The sequence below is a fragment of the Thermoleptolyngbya sp. C42_A2020_037 genome (genome assembly GCF_015272455.1).
Lineage (GTDB): Bacteria > Cyanobacteriota > Cyanobacteriia > Elainellales > Elainellaceae > Thermoleptolyngbya.
Genome location: NZ_JACYLP010000014.1, coordinates 117058 through 135115 on the forward strand (window position 1 = coordinate 117058; position 18058 = coordinate 135115).

Below are 18058 nucleotides of genomic sequence, written 5' to 3' on the forward strand. Positions count from 1 at the left end.
AAGAGACTCGCTTTCGTAAGGCGTTCAGCCGACGCAACGCAGGGCAAAAGGACTCCGGACGGCAACGACAGGAACGATTGAAACTCGCTTGCAACTCGCTTGCAACTCGCCTGAAACTCGCTGACCGTTCGCCTTTTGCCCTTTTCTCTTGACACTCTTTGCTTAACCCGCTTCCCTTGGCGCTGTGATTTTTAAGGACTACCGTTATGTCAATCACCGGACGCATTCACTCCATCGAAACCTGTGGCACCGTCGATGGGCCCGGCCTGCGGGTTGTGGTGTTTACTCAGGGCTGTCCCCTGCGCTGCCTCTATTGCCACAACCCCGACTGCCGCGAGATATCGGGTGGCACTGAGGTCACCGCCGACGAAATGGTCGCCGAGATTCAGAAATATCGCTCCTACATTCGTCCGCCCGGTGGCGTGACCCTGAGCGGCGGTGAACCGCTGATGCAGCCGGAGTTTGTGCAGGAGATTTTGCGGCAGTGCAAGGCGCTGGGCATTCACACCGCGCTGGATACGTCGGGCTATTGTCCGCTGGCGATCGCCCGCCCAGTGCTAGAGTTTGTCGATTTGGTGCTGCTGGATATCAAATCATTCAACCCGTCAATCTACACCCAGGTCACCAGCGTCAGCCTCCAGCCCACGCTAGATTTCGCACAATATCTCAGCGACTGCCGCAAGCCTGCCTGGATTCGCTTTGTGGTGGTGCCAGGTTTAACAGATGATTCAAACAACGTCTCTGGGCTGGCCCAGTTCGTCGCCCGCTTGAAGAACGTGGAGCGGGTTGAAGTTATTCCCTTCCACAAGATGGGCGAATACAAGTGGCAACAGTTGGGCTATGACTATCAACTCAGCCATACCCCAACGCCCACACCAGAATGTATCCAGGCGATCCGGGCGCAGTTTCAGCAGGCCACGCCCGCGCTGGTGCTGTAGTCCGAAGAATCCTGACTCCGGTTCCCTCCTCTAGCCAGATTCTCCAGCCAGACTGCTCAGCCAGATTCTCCAGCCAGACTGTGCAGCCAGACTTCTCAGTTAGATTCTCTAGCCAGACTTCCCAGCCAGACTTCTCAACCAGACCTCTCAACCAGACTTTTACGATCTCTCCTGTTTCTTCCTGCAAACCCCCTGTATCTTAGGAGGCAGAGCGTCGCTTGGTAATGTTCCGATTGATTACCCCTGGCCCCGCTCTTTAGAACGACTTAGGACGACTCAGGACGGCAACCATGACAGACGTGCGAATTGGCATCATCGGCGGCAGCGGCCTCTACAAAATGGAGGCGCTGAAGGACGTGCGCGAAGTCGAGGTAGACACGCCCTTTGGCAAGCCGTCGGATGCGCTGATCGTGGGGACGCTGGAGGGCACGCCCGTCGCATTTTTGGCGCGGCACGGGCGCAACCACACGCTGCTGCCATCGGAACTGCCGTTTCGGGCGAATATTTACGCGATGAAGTCGCTGGGTGTGGAGTACCTGATTTCAGCTTCGGCGGTGGGGTCGCTGCAAGCGGAGGCCAAGCCGCTGGATATGGTGCTGCCGGATCAGTTTATCGATCGCACGAAGGGGCGAGTCTCGACCTTCTTTGGCGAAGGCATCGTGGCGCATATCGCTTTTGGCGATCCGGTGTGCAAGAACCTGGCGGCGGTGCTGGGAGAGGCGATCGCCTCTCTCGATCTGCCCGACGTAACGCTGCACCAAGGCGGCACCTATGTCTGCATGGAGGGGCCCGCCTTTTCTACCCGCGCCGAGTCGAACCTGTATCGAAGCTGGGGCGCAACGGTAATCGGCATGACCAACCTGCCCGAAGCCAAGCTGGCCCGCGAAGCCGAAATCGCCTACGCGACCTTGGCGCTGGTCACCGATTACGACTGTTGGCATCCTGACCACGACAGCGTGACGGTGGACATGGTGATCAGCAACCTGACGAAAAATGCGGTAAATGCCCAGCGCGTGATTCAGGAAACGGTGCGTCGCCTGGCCCAAAATCCGCCGCCTTCCGAAGCCCACCATGCCCTGAAATACGCTATCCTTACCCCGCTAGACAAAGCGCCGACAGAGACAAAAGCCAAGCTGGAACTGCTGCTAAAAAAGTATTTGGGCTAACGGAATCTTTTGGGCGATTGGCGTGAGGATCGAGAGGTAAAGATACGGGTCGTCATCTGGGGCTTTGGGTCAAGAAATGAATCAATGAATTCGCCCGAAAGGGGGTTGTTTTCTATCAGGAAGCCCCCGCAGTTTTAGGCATGGCTAATTCTTTTCAAGGGGCGATCGTTCGCCCCTAAAATCCTTAAGCCCAAGAATTGCATCCTCCAAAAGCGTGAATTCTCAGGGCTTTCTTAGCGATCCCTAGTCAGTTTGTCAAGAATTGTAATTAAATATACAGTTTAATGCTTTCTCGAACTCAGGCAGCATCCAGGCTTGGGCAATTTTTGCCGGTTCTGCTCAATGGCAGCCCTCAGGACACCTCCGATTCTATTGACTAGCATAAAGAAGGAGGGGGCCAGTGCAACCAGTCCCTCATCGCTTCCACACGGTTGCCTCAAGGAGGTACTCATGGTTCAGCTATCCGAACGCAGCGTCACAATGCCGCACGATCAAAGTTTGGTGCTGTGGTTTGAGGATGTCGGCATTCACGATATTCCACTAGTGGGTGGAAAAAATGCCTCGCTGGGAGAAATGATTTGTCAGCTCACCTCCAAGGGGGTGCGGGTGCCGGGTGGGTTTGCGACGACGGCCCACGCCTATCGTCACTTCATCCAGAGCGCAGGGCTAGAAGACGCGCTGCACCGCCTGTTTGCCACGCTGGATGTGGACGATGTAGAAAATTTGCAAACCCACGGGCGGGAAGCGCGATCGCTCATTCTCAACGCCCCCTTTCCCCAAGATTTGGAAGAGGCGATCGCCCAGGCCTATGCCGAACTCTGCCGCCGCTACGGGCCTGATACGGATGTCGCCGTGCGCTCCAGCGCCACCGCTGAAGATTTGCCCGATGCCAGCTTTGCCGGACAGCAAGAAACCTACCTCAACGTCCACGGACTGGATGCGGTGCTGGATGCCTGCCGCCATTGTTTTGCTTCCATCTTTACCGACCGCGCCATTTCTTACCGCACCACCAAAGGGTTTGACCATTTCACCGTCGCCCTCTCCGTCGGCGTGCAAAAGATGGTGCGCTCTGACCTAGCGGAATCGGGCGTGATGTTTTCCATCGACACCGAGAGCGGCTTTCGCGATGCGGCGCTGGTGACGGCGGCCTACGGGCTGGGCGAAACGGTGGTGCAGGGTTCCGTCAACCCGGACGAGTATTTGGTATTTAAGCCCACGCTGCGAGAAGGCTTCCGCCCCATCCTGGCCAAGCGCCTGGGCAGCAAAGAAATCAAAATGGTCTACGACACCGACGGAGCGAATTTGACCAAAACCGTACCCGTAGAACAATCGGAGCGCGATCGCTTTGCCCTGAGTGATGAGGACATTCTCAAACTGGCGGAATGGGCTTGCATCATCGAAGACCATTACTCCCAAACCCACGGCACCTACACACCGATGGATATCGAGTGGGCGCGAGACGGCATCACGGGGGAACTCTACATCGTGCAGGCGCGGCCGGAAACGGTGCAGTCGCAAAAGGCGCAGACCGTCCTGCGACGCTATCGCCTAGAGCGCGAGGTCGGAGCAAAGACCGAAGACACTACCTACACGCATCACGAGCCGCTGGTAACGGGTCGCGCTGTCGGTGAAATGATCGGCCGGGGCAAGGTGCGCGTGATTCTCAGTCCGGCGGATATTCACACGTTTCAGGCGGGCGAGGTGCTGGTGACCAGCCGCACCGACCCAGACTGGGAGCCGATTATGAAAAAAGCGGGGGCGATCGTCACCGATCAGGGCGGCCGCACCTGCCACGCCGCGATCATCGCGCGGGAGTTGGGCATTCCGGCGATCGTCGGCTGCGGCAACGCGACTCAGGTCTTGCAAACGGGGCAAGAAGTGACGGTTTCCTGCGCCCAGGGCGAAGAAGGGCGTGTCTATGCCGGGTTCCTGCCGTTCCAGATTGAGGAAACGCCGCTGGACAATCTGCCTCGCCCGCGCACCCAGATTCTCATGAACGTGGGCAATCCCGAAGAGGCCTTTCGCCTGTCGGCCCTGCCCAACGATGGCGTGGGGCTGGCGCGATTTGAGTTCATCATCGCCAACCATATCCGTGTGCATCCGCTGGCGCTGCTGAACTATGACCAATTGCCAGAGGATGACGAAAAAGCGGCGATCGCCCAACTGACTCACCTCTATGACCACAAGCCAGACTACTTTGTAGACAAGCTGGCCCAGGGCGTGGCCACCATTGCTGCCGCGTTCTATCCCAAGCCTGTCGTCGTGCGGATGTCGGACTTTAAGAGCAACGAATACGCCAACCTGCTGGGCGGCAAATCCTTCGAGCCGCATGAGGAAAACCCAATGCTGGGCTGGCGTGGTGCGGCGCGGTATTACGACCCCAAATATCGCGACGGCTTTGCGTTGGAGTGCGCGGCAATCCGGCGCGTCCGCAACGACATGGGGTTGACGAATGTGATTCCCATGATTCCCTTCTGCCGCACGCCAGAGGAAGGGCGTAAGGTAATGGCAGAGCTGGAGCGCAACGGCCTAAAACGTGGCGAAAACGGCTTGCAGGTCTATGTCATGTGCGAAGTGCCCAGCAACGTCATTCTGGCGGACGAGTTTAGCCAGATTTTCGACGGCTTCTCGATCGGCTCCAACGACCTGACGCAGCTCACGCTGGGACTAGATCGTGACTCGGCGCTGGTGGCAAACGTGTTTGACGAGCGCAACGAAGCCGTGAAAACGATGATTCGCGTCGTGATTGAACGAGCCAAAGCCAACGGTCGCAAGATCGGCATCTGCGGCCAGGGCCCCAGCGACTATCCCGACTTTGCCCGCTTCCTGGTCAGCCAAGGGATTGATTCTATCAGCCTGAACCCCGATACGGTGGTGAAGACCTGGCTGGAGGTGGCGCAGGCGGAGGTAAGCTCGGAAATATAGGACTTACGCAGTTGGAGGATTTCTCGTGAGCGCAGCCTGCGAGAAATCCTCCAAAATCTAGAAACCTGATCGCAGGTGCATAAGTCCTGAAATAGTCCAGGTTAAAAAGTCAGCGTTCCAGGTGTAGCACACCCCCGCTTGGAACGCGGGCGCTAGCTTCCCCGATAGGTGTTGTAGGCCCACGGCGACACCAGCAGCGGGACGTGGTAGTGCGCGTCGGCATCGGCAATGCCAAAGCGGATGGGAATCTGGCTAAGAAAAGGCTGCGCGGGCAGCGGGTCGGGAAACTGAGCAAAATAGTCGGCGACGGAAAACACCAGTTCATACACGCCCGTTTTTAGCTCGCCGTTGCTGAGCAGGGGCGCGTCGGTGCGGCCGTCGGCGTTGGTGGTGAAGGTTTTCAGCAGGGTACGGCTGTCGCCATTGGGGTGAATGCCGCCGTGAATCGCGTAGAGGGCGATCGCCATCTGCGCCGCCGGACGACCATGCGCCGTGTCCAGAACGTGGGTCGTAAGCTTACCTGCCATTGCCATCTCTCCAGTTTTTGTGTCTCTCAAGCCTAATCCCCGATTCGCTACCGCAGCGGCCCCGCCAAAATCACCTTGCTAATGGCATCGGTCACGTCGGTCGGCTTTTCCGTCGCCAGTTGGTGATACCACTGCTGCGTCACGGCAGGGTCTTTGCCGTGAATCTGTTCGGCCCGTTTGCGGGCCTTTTCTACCACCGCGTTGGCGCGGGCCATGCGCTCCGACTCGTAACGCTTCAGGGCATACTCGATGCTGATATTCGTGGTCAGCAAATAGTTTGCCAACACCAGCGCATCTTCCATCGCCTGACAGCCGCCCTGGCCCAGGTCAGGACAGGTGGCATGGGCCGCGTCGCCCAGCAGCGCCACCCGCCCACGCACGTAGCGGTCGATCGGGCCGACATCGTGAATTTCAGGCCGCGCCACGGCGAAGGGGTCAAAGCGGTCGATCAGGCGCTGCACGGGGTCGGCCCAGCCTGCGAAGTGAGCCTTTAGCTCGTCGCGATAATTTGCTGGATCGGCGGGTGTGCCCTTGGGCAGCGGCACGTCCAGGAAGAAATAGAGGCGATCGCCCGCCACAGGCATCAAAGAGGCTCGCTTGTGTTCGCCGACGTAGATGACCCAACTCTCCGGCGGAGCCAGATCAGCATCGGCAGGCACTAGCCCATTCCAGTTCACATAGCCCACATATTGCGGCTCTACCTCGCGCCCGACCACGTAGCTCCGCAGCACCGAGCGAATGCCGTCCGCCGCCACCAAAAAATCGCCCCGCGCCTTGCGCCCGTTGGCAAACTGCACCGTCACGCCGTGGTCGTCTTCCTCCACGCCGACGCAGCGGCAGTCAAGATGCACCTCGCCCGGAAACGCCGCCATTAGCATTGTTTGCAAATCGCGGCGGGCAACCGGATAGGGGCGCTGTCCGACTTTATGAATCAGCGGCGCAAGCTCGATATGATTCAGCAGTTCTCCGGCTTGGGTGTGATACTGCATCCGGTTCATGATGCCGCCGATTTCTGCCATGCGATCGCCCAATCCCAAACGGTTCAGCACTTTCACGCCGTTCGACCAGACGGAAATTCCCGCCCCCACCGGACGCATTTCCTTCACGCGGTCATAGATTTCCACCTCATATCCGGCTTGTTGCAGGGCGATGCCAGCCGTCAAGCCACCAATTCCAGCCCCGATCACGATCGCCTTCAGGTTTTGCATAGATCTCCGTCTGTCGCTTTCCTGTATACGGTATACAGCGTTTCACAAACCCATCTGAATCCATCAAGAGAAATAAATAAGACGCATCAAACGCCTCATTTTGTATCCTGATTTACTGAACCAACGCTCAAATCCTTGACCGGAAAGCCGTTGAGCCAATTTTTCCAGTCCTCATTCGTCTTTATTCTAATCGCTTTCCAAAATGGCTTTTCGGTGATTTTGTGGTTCATCTTGACTAGATATCCAAAAGTGATATTATTTTTCTAGGCTAAAGATATCTTTTTTTGATATCAAGCCCGCGTCCCGGTGTGGCTGATGCTGCTCCCCGTCAGCCACTCGACGACGCTGGGGCGATCGCGCGAGATTGCCCGCCGTTTCTTGCAGGCGAGTCCCTAAACGCCCCATAAGCCCGCCATAAACCTCCGATAAACTTAACTGGCGGTTCAAAAAACCTGCCATACAATGAAGGTACTGGGAAGATATTGGCGAGGGTATTGTCGCAAGACCAACCCTACCCTCATCGCGGGAGGTGCTTATGCTCGTCATCCTCATGGAAGATCAACTGCTTCAGCCACAGCAGGTGTGTCAAACCTGCTTGATGGCCGATCGCAGCGGTCAACCCCGCTGGCAGCAGGGACGGTTGCGCTGCGGCCGCGCCTTGGAAAAGCCATCGGAAAACCTGCCGGAGCAGTATGAATGCCAGATGGGGTTCCGCATTGCCAACATTGAACCGGCCTGAGCCGATCTCTTCAGAATCGTGGCTGTTTACCAGAATTGTGGCTACTTAAACATTATTTGAACGCTTTTTTCTCTGGAAACTGATAGGTGAGCCACTTGCTGGTTTGCAGGTTCAGGTTCACCAGCAGTTCGGCAAAGCGCACGCCCGCCGCCACCGGATCGACGCAGGGCACGCCCAGTTCCGCGCTCAGATACTCCGCCATACCACCCATGCCCGCGCAGCCCAGGATGATTGCCTCTGCGCCATCTTCGCTGAGCGCCAGTTCGCCCATGTGAACCAATCCTTCCATCACCGCGTCGGGGTTTGCTTCGCACGCCAGCACGGGCATATCCACACAGCGGATTGAGGCGCAGCGCTCCATGAGTCCTGTCTTTTTCACAATCGCCTCGACCATGTGGTGGCTGCGGCGCAGCGTAGTGACGACTGACCAGCGGGGGGCGATCGCATTGGCTGCATACATCGACGCTTCGGCAATGCCAACCACGGGCTTGGTCGTCACTTCGCGCACCGCATCCAGTCCCGGATCGCCCCAGCACGCCAGCACATAGCCGTCGGTCGTTGCCTCTGTGCGCTGCACCTCCGCCAGCACATGGGGAATCGCCAGGTATTCGTCGTAGTAACTCTCGATCGAGGCGGGGCCGTGGGCCGGGCAGGTGGTGAGGACTTCTGTTTCTCCAGAAACGTTCGCCGTCGAAATCTGCTCGATGGAGTAGGTCATGTCGCGGCTGGTGTTGGGGTTGATGACGTGGAGGCGCATTGGGAGTGATGGGGTGTTGGAGTGATGGGGTGTTGGAGTGTTGGGGTGTTGGAGCAGCTAGATAGCGCTGAAGGCATTGGGGAGGTAGTGTTGCAGGGTGAGGGTGTAGTGGGCGATCGCCACGGGTTGACCTGGCTCGATGGGGCTGTCTGGAATGTGGAGGTGGGGCGTAGGCGCTGAGCGGGTGGGCGAAATGGGGCGCGATCGCCCCCACACCAGCGCCACGTCAAATCGGCAGTTTCCTATGGATAATTCTGGATATTCTCCCAAAAACAACTCCGCCGCTTGCCACAACTTTGCCTGTTTTTGTGGGGTCACGGCCAGCAGCCCGCCCGCATCCCATCCCGCATTTTGTCGCGCCTTCACTTCGACAAACGCCAGCGTAGCAGCAGCCTTTGCGGTTGGCGGTAGCTGGGCGATCAGATCCAGTTCGCCCCAGCGACAGCGCCACCGTCGTTGCAAAATGGTTGCGCCTTGCTGGATGAGCCATTGCGCCACCAGCGCTTCGGCCAATAGCCCAAATTCGCCTGCTGCGGCGCTTCGAGGATTGGGGACTGGCTGAGGAGCAGGCTTGGGCATGGATATGGCGACGGATTCTGAAACAAGCGGCCGCAGACTTGTGCAGGGATTCGGGTAGGATCTTTTAAGTAGGAATCTGTCTGATATCGACTCCCTCAAGCAGAGCTACGGATGAAGTTGCTGGAAGCCCCGCAGACGCTTGACGGGCAATCTAAAATCGCAAATCCAAAATCGAGAATCGATATAAGGCGTTTCTGCAATCAACATAGCTTACTGTGCCAGGTAGGAAATGATGCGTGGGTTTTATTCGGGTTTGGTGCTGCGTGTAGGTGGCGCTGAGGTTTGGCAGGTGTTGCAACCCCTGATTTCGTCTGGCTGGCGGATGCTGGGGTGGAGCTTGGTGTTGATGGGGGCGATCGCCCTACTCTCTCCAACTCCCGCCCTAGCGCTCGACTATAACCGCGAAAACCTGGTCGATGCCGACTTTTCGGGGCGCGACCTCACCGACTCCAGCTTTACCAAGGCTAACCTCCGCAATGCCAACCTCAGCCACACCCAGCTCCAAGGCGTTAGCTTCTTTGCGGCAAATCTGGAAGATGCCAACCTGGAAGCAGCTAACTTGACCAACGCCACCCTCGATTCGGCCCGCTTGGTCGAAGCTAACCTCAAAAACGCCATTCTGGAAGGCGCATTTGCCTTTAACGCCCGATTCGAGGGTGCAATCATCGACGGGGCAGATTTTACCGATGTCCTGCTGCGCGAAGATATGCAGGACAAGCTCTGTGCCGTGGCTCAGGGCACGAATCCGGTCACCGGGCGCAACACCCGCGACACGCTGAATTGTTTCTAGCGTTCCCGTAGGATGAAACACCCCCCCGTAGGATGAAACACCCCGTATTACAAAATACAATCGCGCACAAAAAAATCCCGTGCTTCATTCACACGGGATCGGGTCGATTAGTTAGCTAGCTGTCTATTTCTGTGCGATACCAGCCTTTTGCAAGGCCAGATTTGGGCTTACTCGCCGAGGGCGATCGCAAATGAGAGCGAACTCGTACCCGCTTGCTCTAGCTCCACCTGCACCGAGTAAGATTGCAACACTTCTACATCCAGCAGTTCCAGGCTGACGGAGCCAGCATTGGCACGATGGGCCGTCTTTTCGACCTCGCTGCTTTGCAGCTTTAGCCGTCCAGCGCAAGGCAGGTTTGCGACTAGGCGCAGGCTGCCCGATTCTAGCAGCATTGCCCGCAAAGTCAGCAGTCCAGCCGTAGTATGCCACTCGCGCTCCAGCGTTGGCTGAGAGGGGGAAACCGTCAGCACCAGCGTATTCAAAATTTCCCGCGCCGCCACCAGCGACAGCAACATTTGCTGAGGCTGGGTCGCTGCATCATAGTGGTCGAGTACGCCTTCCAGCACCGGAGCCGAGGTTCCGGAGCGGGCTGGAGCCGCCATGACATAGCTAGCCAGATGATTCAGCGCGTCTGATTCACCGGGAAACAGGGCTTCTACGGCTTGCACGAGCTTTCTGCCTTCCTGCAATGAGGATTGCAGAAGGGATTGGCACTGTTCTAGCAAGCGATTTAGCACGCCTTCGGGCATCGGTACGGGCAGGTTGAGTGCCTGCATTTGGGATGCCCAGACGGTGGCAGTTGCTAGCTCTGGCGCGAGGGCATCTTCATACTCTCGCACTTCGGTTTCCCAGGGATAGAGGGGCGGTCGGCGCTCGATTTCCTCCCGCAACCGATGTCTCAACAAAGCATAAAAACGGTCTTGCACAGCAGGTATCTCTCCTGAATGGGATAATGATGTGTCTTGAAAAGAAAAAACGTCCGACCCGGTCAAGTGGTTCAACAGCGTGTTGATCTCTTCCGAGTCGAGCAGATTATCGTGATTCGATTGCGGATGTGCTGCATCCAACGCATCACGTCCAGCGTCTGAGCTGGTTTCCCCTGATGGTGCAGCAGTCGATTGATCTAGCTGTTGTAGGAGCCAGGAAACAATATCCTCAGCTTCTGAGTCACTATTCATCCCCTGCTACCCCTGCTCCGGACACAACATTGTTACGAATTTCCCAGGCCAGTTCTAGCAATTTAGACCATTGTTTTTGCACTTGGGTTGCCGTGCAGCCGAGAGATTGGGCGATCGCCCCGTCGGGTCTGCCCTGCTGTTTGAGTTTTAGCATTTCCTGTTGGGTCGTGCTGAGGCGGCTGAGCAATTCGTCCCACTGCTGCGGCGTTAGCCCCAGATTTCGCTCTAGGTCTGCCTCTAGCCATTGATGCACCAGTTCCCAGTGATGCGACAGGGCAAAGCGAATCAGGTGATATTTGAACCGCTGCTGCAAATAGTCGCGCTGGCGGGGCGTAAGTCCCAGAATTTTTTCGATTTCCTGCGTCGGCAAATCCTGGAGCCGCAGCGTGAAATAGTCGGCACAGTCCTTTTGCTGGCGCTCTTCCAAATAGCTGAGCAGTTCTGCCACCACAATATGCCGCAGAGAGTCTTCTTCCACCTCTGGCTCCTGGGCCACCATCTGCTCTCTTACTTGCTGCATCGGTGCGCCGCTGCGAGATTGGTCGGTTTCGCCCGTTGCGCCCTCGGCAGCCTGCTCCATGTCCACCATCGTTTCAGGCGGCTGCTGCTGCGAAAAGGTCTGCGCCCGCAGAATGATCAACTGCTGACTGCGGCGACCCGGCAGCGGAATCCGCCGTTTGCCATAGCGCTCGGTAAAGGCCATATATTCCGCCAGATCCAGCGCGGTGCGCGGGCTGTAGCTAGGGGCAAGCTGATTCTCACGTCGGAAGGCGTTGATGGCTTCGATGTAAAAGATTTGCAGAAAATCTTCGATCAGCCCTAGTCGCGCCTGATAGCTGGATTGCACCTGGGGCGGCGTGATGTAGCGATAGACCACGGCGCTGAGGGTGCTGTGCAGGTCAACCCGACCCCGGCGCGACCCAAGCTGGTAGTATTTCAAACACTGCTTGAGTCGGTGGCGGGCCAGGGCAACCGACCAGGAATCGACCTCTCCAGACGACTGAATGCGCTTGCTTTCTGAACAAATGCGGGCGACCTCTCCGGTAATGCGGGATGCCACGTCGCGGCAGTTTTGATCAGACGCACGGGTGCTTTGCTTCAGCTCGTTAAAAACCAGGTTAAAAATAGCCTCCACGCCTTGGGTGCTCTCTCCCTGATGGATGTAGATCGTTACAACGTTAACACACCCCTACGGAGTGGCAAGGGTGGGGTAGTGCAGCCCCAGTCTGTGGCAGACTGGCGTTTTCGATCAACAGCCTGATTCAAGTCAAGTCAGCAAACCTACGGGTTGCTGGAGGGCGCTATTGTAGCGCTTTGAGGGGAAAAGCCGTCGCTTCAGCAAGCTTTGCTTTACCGCTTTGCTTTACTGAAGCCGCCGCCTAAAGCCGCCACCTAAAGTTGTCACCTTTAGGAGTGATTCAGCGGCGATCGCCCACCATCCGTACAAAATCTGTACAAAAAGCATCCGTACGGAAACATCAGGCGGGCAAACTGGACTCGTAAACGAGCTTCTGAACTAGACTGATGAGGATGATAGCCCAAAGCGCACGGAGCGTCGTCAATACGCAACGTCACGCAACATACAACGTCACACAACGCTATTAACAAACGGTTATGACTCTGGATCAGCAGCTTCAAGACCTCGTTCAAAATGCTCCCCAAGACGGTGCAACGCCCGCGGCAGTGGCAACGATCGCCCCCGCTCTAAAGGAGATTGCTCAACAGCTTCACCACCTCCAGTATTACATACTACAAACCCTTGAGCAGCAGTGGGTGATGACGACCTTAAACCATCGCAGCCAGACCAATGCTCAAAAAAACGTCGTCTACGCCTTTGCCAGCCTGAAAGACGCAACGGCGAATCCGCTGGCAAAAGATCCCCAGATTATGGCGTTCCCGATGCCTGTCACCCATATCCTGTTTCAACTGGTAGCGATGACTAGCGTGGACAGCATCATCTTTTTTGAAACGCCGGGGAATCTGAACACGGGTACTGAAGTCACTCGTGCCAACCTGCAAGCGCTGATTCAAGCGTTTTTGCAGCAGTCTCAGGGCAAAGCGCAAGTACCGCCGGATATTGCATAAATTGACTTGGCAAAGGCCCGTCACGACGGGTTCCAGCCCTGGTTTGCGGTTCGGTGGTTTACAGTTCATTGCTGTTGGACATTGGGAAACTGCGGGGAACTATAAAATAAAGATGAAGCAGGCTGGATGTCAGCCGTCTGCATGTTCTGCTTGAGCAGCTTGTTTTTTTACTCTCCGCGCAGACCTATGAATGCTCCCCGCAATGCCTTCAGGCGCGCCAACGACAGCTTCCGAAAAGCCGACCATGCAAGCTGGCATCGCCACCAAAGTCGCCTGCATATTCTGCGATCGCAGCTTGGGTTTACCGAAACGTCTCCGTCTCGCCCCAAGTCTTGCCTGGGCTGTGAACATTATCACGGGGTTGCCTATGGCTATGGCGATCGCCGTCAACTGCTGATCTGCGGGTTTCATCCCTTTGGCTGGGAGGGTGAGATTTGCCCAGACTGGAGCGAGGCGCTGTAGGAAGCATCCCGATCATCCCGATCATCCCGAGTATTCTGGTGATTGAGAAGCCTCAACAATCGAGAATAGTTTATAGAAAACCCTTTTTTATCGAAGATTTTCGATGATTTACTGCGGCAGCCTCGCCTCTGCGGTGGATACTATGCAAGAGGCTTGTGGATTTTTTCGTGAAACTTGTGGAATTTACTGCGCTGAATAGATTGCGCCCAGCTTGCATGACTTTGAAGACTCATCGGGCACGATTGGCCCTGATTCCTGCGGTTGCATTGGCCCTGCTGCTGGGCGTGTGGAGCCTGTTTCCGACCGTGGCGATCGCCCGCACGGCTCCCCGTTCTGAACCGCTGTCGATCCAGCCCTACATCGATCGGGTGGTCGATCGCGTCACCGAATTCACCCTCGACAATGGCATGAAATTCATCGTGCTAGAGCGGCATCAGGCTCCGGTGATTTCGTTCATGACCTATGTGAATGTGGGAGCAGCCTACGAAGCAGAAGGCAAAACCGGAGCCGCCCATTTCCTGGAGCATCTGGCATTCAAGGGCACAACCCGCCTGGGCACCAGCGACTACGCTGCTGAACGGCCGCTGCTGGCTCGACTGGATCGGCTATTTGACCGCATCCAGGCGGCCAAGGCCGCAGGGCAGACGGGTCGCGCCGCAGAGCTACAGGAAGAGTTTGACCGAGTGCGATCGCAGGCCGCGCAATACGTCCGCCAAAACGAATATGGGCAGGTGGTGGAACGGGCAGGCGGTGTAGGGCTAAATGCGACCACCTCCGCGGATGCGACGCGCTATTTTTACAGCTTTCCGTCCAACAAGCTGGAACTGTGGATGTCGCTGGAGTCCGACCGATTCCTTGATCCCGTCTTTCGTGAGTTTTACGAAGAAAAGGACGTAATCCTGGAAGAGCGGCGAATGCGGACGGACAACTCGCCCATCGGCAAGATGGTGGAAGCATTTCTAGAAGCGGGCTTTCCAGATCATCCCTACGGTCGCCCAATCATCGGCTACGAAGAAGATATTCGCAACCTGACCCGCCGAGATATTCAGGACTTTTTCGACACTTATTACACGCCAGACCGCATCACAATGGCGGTGGTGGGCGACGTTGATCCCGCCGAGGTGAAGCGGCTGGCAGAGATTTACTTTGGTCGCTTCCGCACTCGCAGCCGCGCCCCAAACATTACGGCCCCTGCGCCAAACCAGACTGGACCGCGAGAAGTGGTGCTGCGACAAAAGACGGAACCCTGGTATCTGGTCGGCTATCAGCGCCCTGCCAGCGACGATGCCGACAACGCTACTTATCAGATTTTGGCCTCTGTGCTGACGGGTGGCCGCACCTCTCGGCTCTACAAATCGCTGGTGGAAACAGGCATCTCGCTGAGTACGGATGTGGCAAATGGCTTTCCGGGCGATCGCTATTCCAACATGATGCTGTTTTTCGCCCAAACCGCACCGGGGCATACCATTGATGAAATCGGCACCATCCTCAACGCTGAGCTAGATCGGCTAAAAACGGAGCCAGTTGCGCCCGAAGAGTTAGAGCGGGTGAAGACCCAAGCGCGGGCAGGAATGCTGCAACTGCTGGCATCTGGCCGGGGGATGGCTAGCCTGCTGCCGGAATATGAAGCCAATACTGGAGACTGGCGCAATTTATTTGAAGACCTGAAGGCATTTGAATCGGTGACGGCAGAAGACGTGCAGCGGGTCGCCCAGTCGCTATTTGTGCCGCAAAAGCTGACAATTGGTAAACTCCTGCCGGAGGAGTAAGGGTTGGGGGTCGGTGCTGCAACGTCAGAGCAGGAAAGCTTAGTTAGGATTAAGGGCATGAGGAAGGTGTGGATGACGGCTTTGCGATCGAACTGGCGGCTCGGCTTGCGCTCGAAATGGCTGCGACGACTGGCTTGGGGGGCGATCGCCCCACTGCTGCTACTAGGACTCTGGCTCACGCCTGATCCGGTGCGGGCGGCGACTGCCTTGCCCTACGACCAGCTCACCTTTCCGCCGCTGCCGCCTGTGCAACTGCCGGAATACACCCAGTTTCAGCTAGACAACGGGCTGATGGTGTACCTGGTCGAAGACCACGAATTGCCCCTCGTTAGCGGCACGGCCCTCTTTCGCGTGGGTAGTCGCTGGGAACCCGCCGACAAGGTAGGACTGAGCGGCATTACGGGCGAGGTGATGCGAAGTGGGGGCACACTCAAACACACGCCCGATGCCCTGAACACCTTGCTAGAAAGCCGCGCTGCCTATGTGGAAACCGGCATCAGCAATGCGTCGGGCAATGCCAGCTTCTATGCCCTCAGCGAAGATTTGCCGGAGGTGTTTGGGCTATTTGCCGAGGTGATTCGCCAGCCGGCCTTTGCACCCGACAAGTTTGCGCTAGTGAAAAGTCAGCGGCGTGGCTTCATCGCCCGCCGCAACGATGATCCTGACGACATTGCCCGCCGCGAATTTTTTAAGCTCATCTACGGCCCGCAAAGTCCCTACGCCCGCACGACGGAATACGCCACCCTCGACCGCATTCAACGCGAAGATGCGATCGCCTATCATCGCACCTACTTCCATCCCAACAACATGCTGCTGGGGATTGTGGGCGACTTTGACAGCGCCGAAATGCGATCGCTCATCGAAGCACAATTTGGCGACTGGACCCGCAACCCCGCGCTAGACAATCCCGACTTCAACCCCCTACCTGCGGTGGCCCAAGCGCAACCGGGCGGCATTTTTCTGGTCGATCAGCCCCAGCTTACCCAGAGCAGCGTGCTGATTGGGCACCTCGGCGGCAAGCTGACTGACCCCGACTATGCCCCCATGACCGTGCTGAACGACGTGCTAAACGGCTTTGGCGGGCGCTTGGTCAACGAAGTGCGATCGCGCCAAGGACTCGCCTACGTGGTTTATGCCTACTGGTCGCCCCAGTTTGACTATCCGGGCGTGTTTGTGGGCGGCGGCCAGACCCGCTCCGATGCCACCGTTCCCTTTATCCAGGCGCTCAAGGCAGAAATCGAGCGAGTCCGCACAACGCCCGTGGCCGACGACGAGCTACAGCAGGCCAAAGACTCTGCGCTCAACGCCTTTGTGTTTAACTTTGAAACGCCGGGGCAGACGCTCTCTCGCCTGATGCGCTACGAATACTACGGCTACCCCAAAGACTTTATCTTCCAGTATCAGAAGCAGGTCGAAGCCACCACCGCCGAAGACATTCTCCGTGCCGCCCAGACCTATCTCCAGCCCGATAAGCTAGTGACGCTGGTGGTGGGAAATGCCGCTGCAATCCAGCCGCCGCTTTCGACACTAGGGAGCAGCCCGCAGCCAATTGATATCACGATCCCGCAGTAGGAGAGACGGGAAAAATGAAAAATGAAGAACGAAAAATGAAAAACGAAAACCGGAACCTCTTCGTTCTTCGTTCTTCGTTCTTCGTTCTTCGTTCTTCGTTCTTCGTTCTTCGTTCTTCTCTCCTTCTCCCTCCCTTAGCTCTCCTTATCCTGGGCGATCGCCCCGATGGTTCCGCTCACAGCCTGAATGTAGTCGGCGGGCGCAATCAAGATTTGCAGACCGCGCATTCCGGCAGAGATGGTGATCGTGTCGAATAGCTCGATCAGTTCGTCTACATAAACTGGATAATCCTTTTTGCAGGCGAGGGCCGTCACGCCGCCGCGAATGTAGCCCGTGAGCGGCTGCACCTCTTTGAGGGGAACGGTTTCGACCTTGCGGTTGCCGGAGAGGGCGGCCAGCGCTTTCAGGTTCAGGTGCATGTTGCCGGGAATGACGGCGAGGATTACGCCTGTGCGATCGCCCCTGGCCACCAGCGTTTTGAACACGCGCTCTGGCTCCAGCCCGATCTTTGCCGCCACGGACTCCGCCGCTAGATCATCAGGGTCTACTTCGTATTCCAGCAGCTCGTAGACAATGCCTAGTTTATCCAGGGTGCGGGCGGCGTTGGTCTTCATATCCGGTCAGTTCTTAGCCAGTCTTTCTATGATAGGAGTCACTTTCTGGAGGTGGTTGTTAGTACCTAACATGAAACTGCTGCTAGTAGAAGATGATGAACGAATTTCGCAAGCCCTCGCCGAAGCCCTAACTGACCAAGGCTACGCTGTCGATCTGGCTGCCGATGGGCCGATGGGCTGGGACTTGCTCGAAGCATATGACTATAGTCTGGTGCTGCTAGATGTGATGTTGCCAGGGCTAAGCGGTATAGAACTCTGTCAGCGAATGCGCCAGAGCGGCGATTCGACCCCAGTGCTGCTGCTGACAGCGCGAGACACCAGCAGCGACAAGGTAATCGGGCTGGATGCTGGCGCGGATGATTATGTCGTCAAGCCGTTTGATTTGCAGGAATTGCTGGCGCGGATTCGAGCGCTGCTGCGGCGAAGCGGAGCCACCCTACCGCCTGTGCTGGAGTGGCGATGCCTGAGTCTGAACCCTGCAACCTGTGAGGTAAGCTACGACGGGCAGCCCCTTGCACTGACCCCCAAGGAATATGGGCTGCTAGAGCTATTTCTTCGCAGCGGCGGACGCACTCTCAGTCGCAGCGTTATTTTGAACCACCTCTGGGCATCCGAAGAACCCCCTGGCGAAGAGACCGTGAAGGTTCACCTGCGGAGTCTGCGGCATAAGCTGATGGCAGCAGGGGCAGAGTCAGATTTTATTGAAACTGTGTATGGTTTAGGATATCGACTCAAGCAATCTGGATAAA

17 protein-coding genes are annotated in these 18058 nt (G+C 57.0%); 10 read left to right on the forward strand and 7 right to left on the reverse strand.

Translation table 11 applies throughout. The annotated features are described in order from the left end of the window. Positions 1 to 206 precede the first annotated feature (206 nt). From pflA to ppsA, 3 genes are all read left to right on the forward strand, one after another. Entirely contained in the window at positions 207 to 938 is a 732-nt protein-coding gene (gene pflA, locus IGS16_RS04285) for a pyruvate formate-lyase-activating protein (protein ID WP_297083598.1), read from the forward strand. Between the two features lie 290 nt (positions 939 to 1228). After that, positions 1229 to 2104: an S-methyl-5'-thioadenosine phosphorylase gene (locus IGS16_RS04290; protein ID WP_297083600.1), complete on the forward strand. Its 876-nt coding sequence runs from the start codon at positions 1229 to 1231 to the stop codon at positions 2102 to 2104. 450 nt (positions 2105 to 2554) lie between these two features. After that, positions 2555 to 5029 (forward strand): phosphoenolpyruvate synthase, encoded by a 2475-nt coding sequence (ppsA, locus tag IGS16_RS04295; protein WP_297083602.1) that lies wholly within the window; start codon positions 2555 to 2557, stop codon positions 5027 to 5029. A gap of 152 nt (positions 5030 to 5181) precedes the next feature. On the opposite strand, the gene uraH is transcribed toward ppsA, so the two are convergent. Continuing rightward, positions 5182 to 5556, reverse strand: a complete 375-nt coding sequence (gene uraH, locus IGS16_RS04300) for a hydroxyisourate hydrolase (RefSeq protein ID WP_297083604.1) — start codon at positions 5554 to 5556, stop codon at positions 5182 to 5184. A gap of 47 nt (positions 5557 to 5603) precedes the next feature. Further along, a complete protein-coding gene (hpxO, locus tag IGS16_RS04305; RefSeq protein ID WP_297083606.1) occupies positions 5604 to 6764 on the reverse strand; it encodes an FAD-dependent urate hydroxylase HpxO in 1161 nt (386 codons plus the stop codon). A 535-nt stretch (positions 6765 to 7299) separates the two neighbouring features. On the opposite strand from hpxO, the gene IGS16_RS04310 reads away from it, so the two are divergent. Then, positions 7300 to 7503 carry a hypothetical protein gene (locus IGS16_RS04310; protein ID WP_297083607.1) on the forward strand — a complete coding sequence of 68 codons (204 nt, stop codon included), beginning with the start codon at positions 7300 to 7302 and terminating at the stop codon, positions 7501 to 7503. 52 nt (positions 7504 to 7555) lie between these two features. Here IGS16_RS04310 and IGS16_RS04315 read toward each other — a convergent pair whose 3' ends face one another. Both IGS16_RS04315 and IGS16_RS04320 read right to left on the reverse strand, forming a co-directional pair. Further along, positions 7556 to 8260 (reverse strand): aspartate/glutamate racemase family protein, encoded by a 705-nt coding sequence (locus tag IGS16_RS04315; protein ID WP_297083609.1) that lies wholly within the window; start codon positions 8258 to 8260, stop codon positions 7556 to 7558. A gap of 57 nt (positions 8261 to 8317) precedes the next feature. After that, positions 8318 to 8839 carry a YraN family protein gene (locus IGS16_RS04320; protein ID WP_297083611.1) on the reverse strand — a complete coding sequence of 174 codons (522 nt, stop codon included), beginning with the start codon at positions 8837 to 8839 and terminating at the stop codon, positions 8318 to 8320. Between the two features lie 322 nt (positions 8840 to 9161). Here IGS16_RS04320 and IGS16_RS04325 point away from each other — a divergent pair, with 322 nt between their 5' ends. Then, on the forward strand, positions 9162 to 9629 hold the full coding sequence (locus IGS16_RS04325; protein ID WP_367185723.1) for a pentapeptide repeat-containing protein: 468 nt from the start codon (positions 9162 to 9164) through the stop codon (positions 9627 to 9629). A 167-nt stretch (positions 9630 to 9796) separates the two neighbouring features. On the opposite strand, the gene IGS16_RS04330 is transcribed toward IGS16_RS04325, so the two are convergent. After that, positions 9797 to 10555, reverse strand: a complete 759-nt coding sequence (locus tag IGS16_RS04330; RefSeq protein WP_297083615.1) for a hypothetical protein — start codon at positions 10553 to 10555, stop codon at positions 9797 to 9799. Positions 10556 to 10799: 244 nt separating this feature from the next. Next, the gene (hetZ, locus tag IGS16_RS04335; protein ID WP_297083617.1) at positions 10800 to 11942 is read right to left on the reverse strand and encodes a heterocyst differentiation protein HetZ; all 1143 of its coding nucleotides are present in this window, start codon (positions 11940 to 11942) and stop codon (positions 10800 to 10802) included. A 479-nt stretch (positions 11943 to 12421) separates the two neighbouring features. On the opposite strand from hetZ, the gene IGS16_RS04340 reads away from it, so the two are divergent. From IGS16_RS04340 to IGS16_RS04355, 4 genes are all read left to right on the forward strand, one after another. Beyond that, positions 12422 to 12892: a hypothetical protein gene (locus IGS16_RS04340; protein WP_297078747.1), complete on the forward strand. Its 471-nt coding sequence runs from the start codon at positions 12422 to 12424 to the stop codon at positions 12890 to 12892. Between the two features lie 186 nt (positions 12893 to 13078). Then, positions 13079 to 13354 (forward strand): hypothetical protein, encoded by a 276-nt coding sequence (locus IGS16_RS04345; protein ID WP_297083618.1) that lies wholly within the window; start codon positions 13079 to 13081, stop codon positions 13352 to 13354. A gap of 215 nt (positions 13355 to 13569) precedes the next feature. Then, complete coding sequence (locus tag IGS16_RS04350; protein WP_297083620.1) at positions 13570 to 15123, forward strand: pitrilysin family protein; 1554 nt, start codon at positions 13570 to 13572, stop codon at positions 15121 to 15123. 57 nt (positions 15124 to 15180) lie between these two features. Then, positions 15181 to 16695 carry a pitrilysin family protein gene (locus tag IGS16_RS04355; RefSeq protein WP_297083621.1) on the forward strand — a complete coding sequence of 505 codons (1515 nt, stop codon included), beginning with the start codon at positions 15181 to 15183 and terminating at the stop codon, positions 16693 to 16695. 134 nt (positions 16696 to 16829) lie between these two features. On the opposite strand, the gene ybaK is transcribed toward IGS16_RS04355, so the two are convergent. Then, a complete protein-coding gene (gene ybaK / locus IGS16_RS04360; RefSeq protein ID WP_297083623.1) occupies positions 16830 to 17309 on the reverse strand; it encodes a Cys-tRNA(Pro) deacylase in 480 nt (159 codons plus the stop codon). 70 nt (positions 17310 to 17379) lie between these two features. On the opposite strand from ybaK, the gene IGS16_RS04365 reads away from it, so the two are divergent. Further along, on the forward strand, positions 17380 to 18057 hold the full coding sequence (locus IGS16_RS04365; RefSeq protein ID WP_297083624.1) for a response regulator transcription factor: 678 nt from the start codon (positions 17380 to 17382) through the stop codon (positions 18055 to 18057). Position 18058 lies beyond the last annotated feature (1 nt).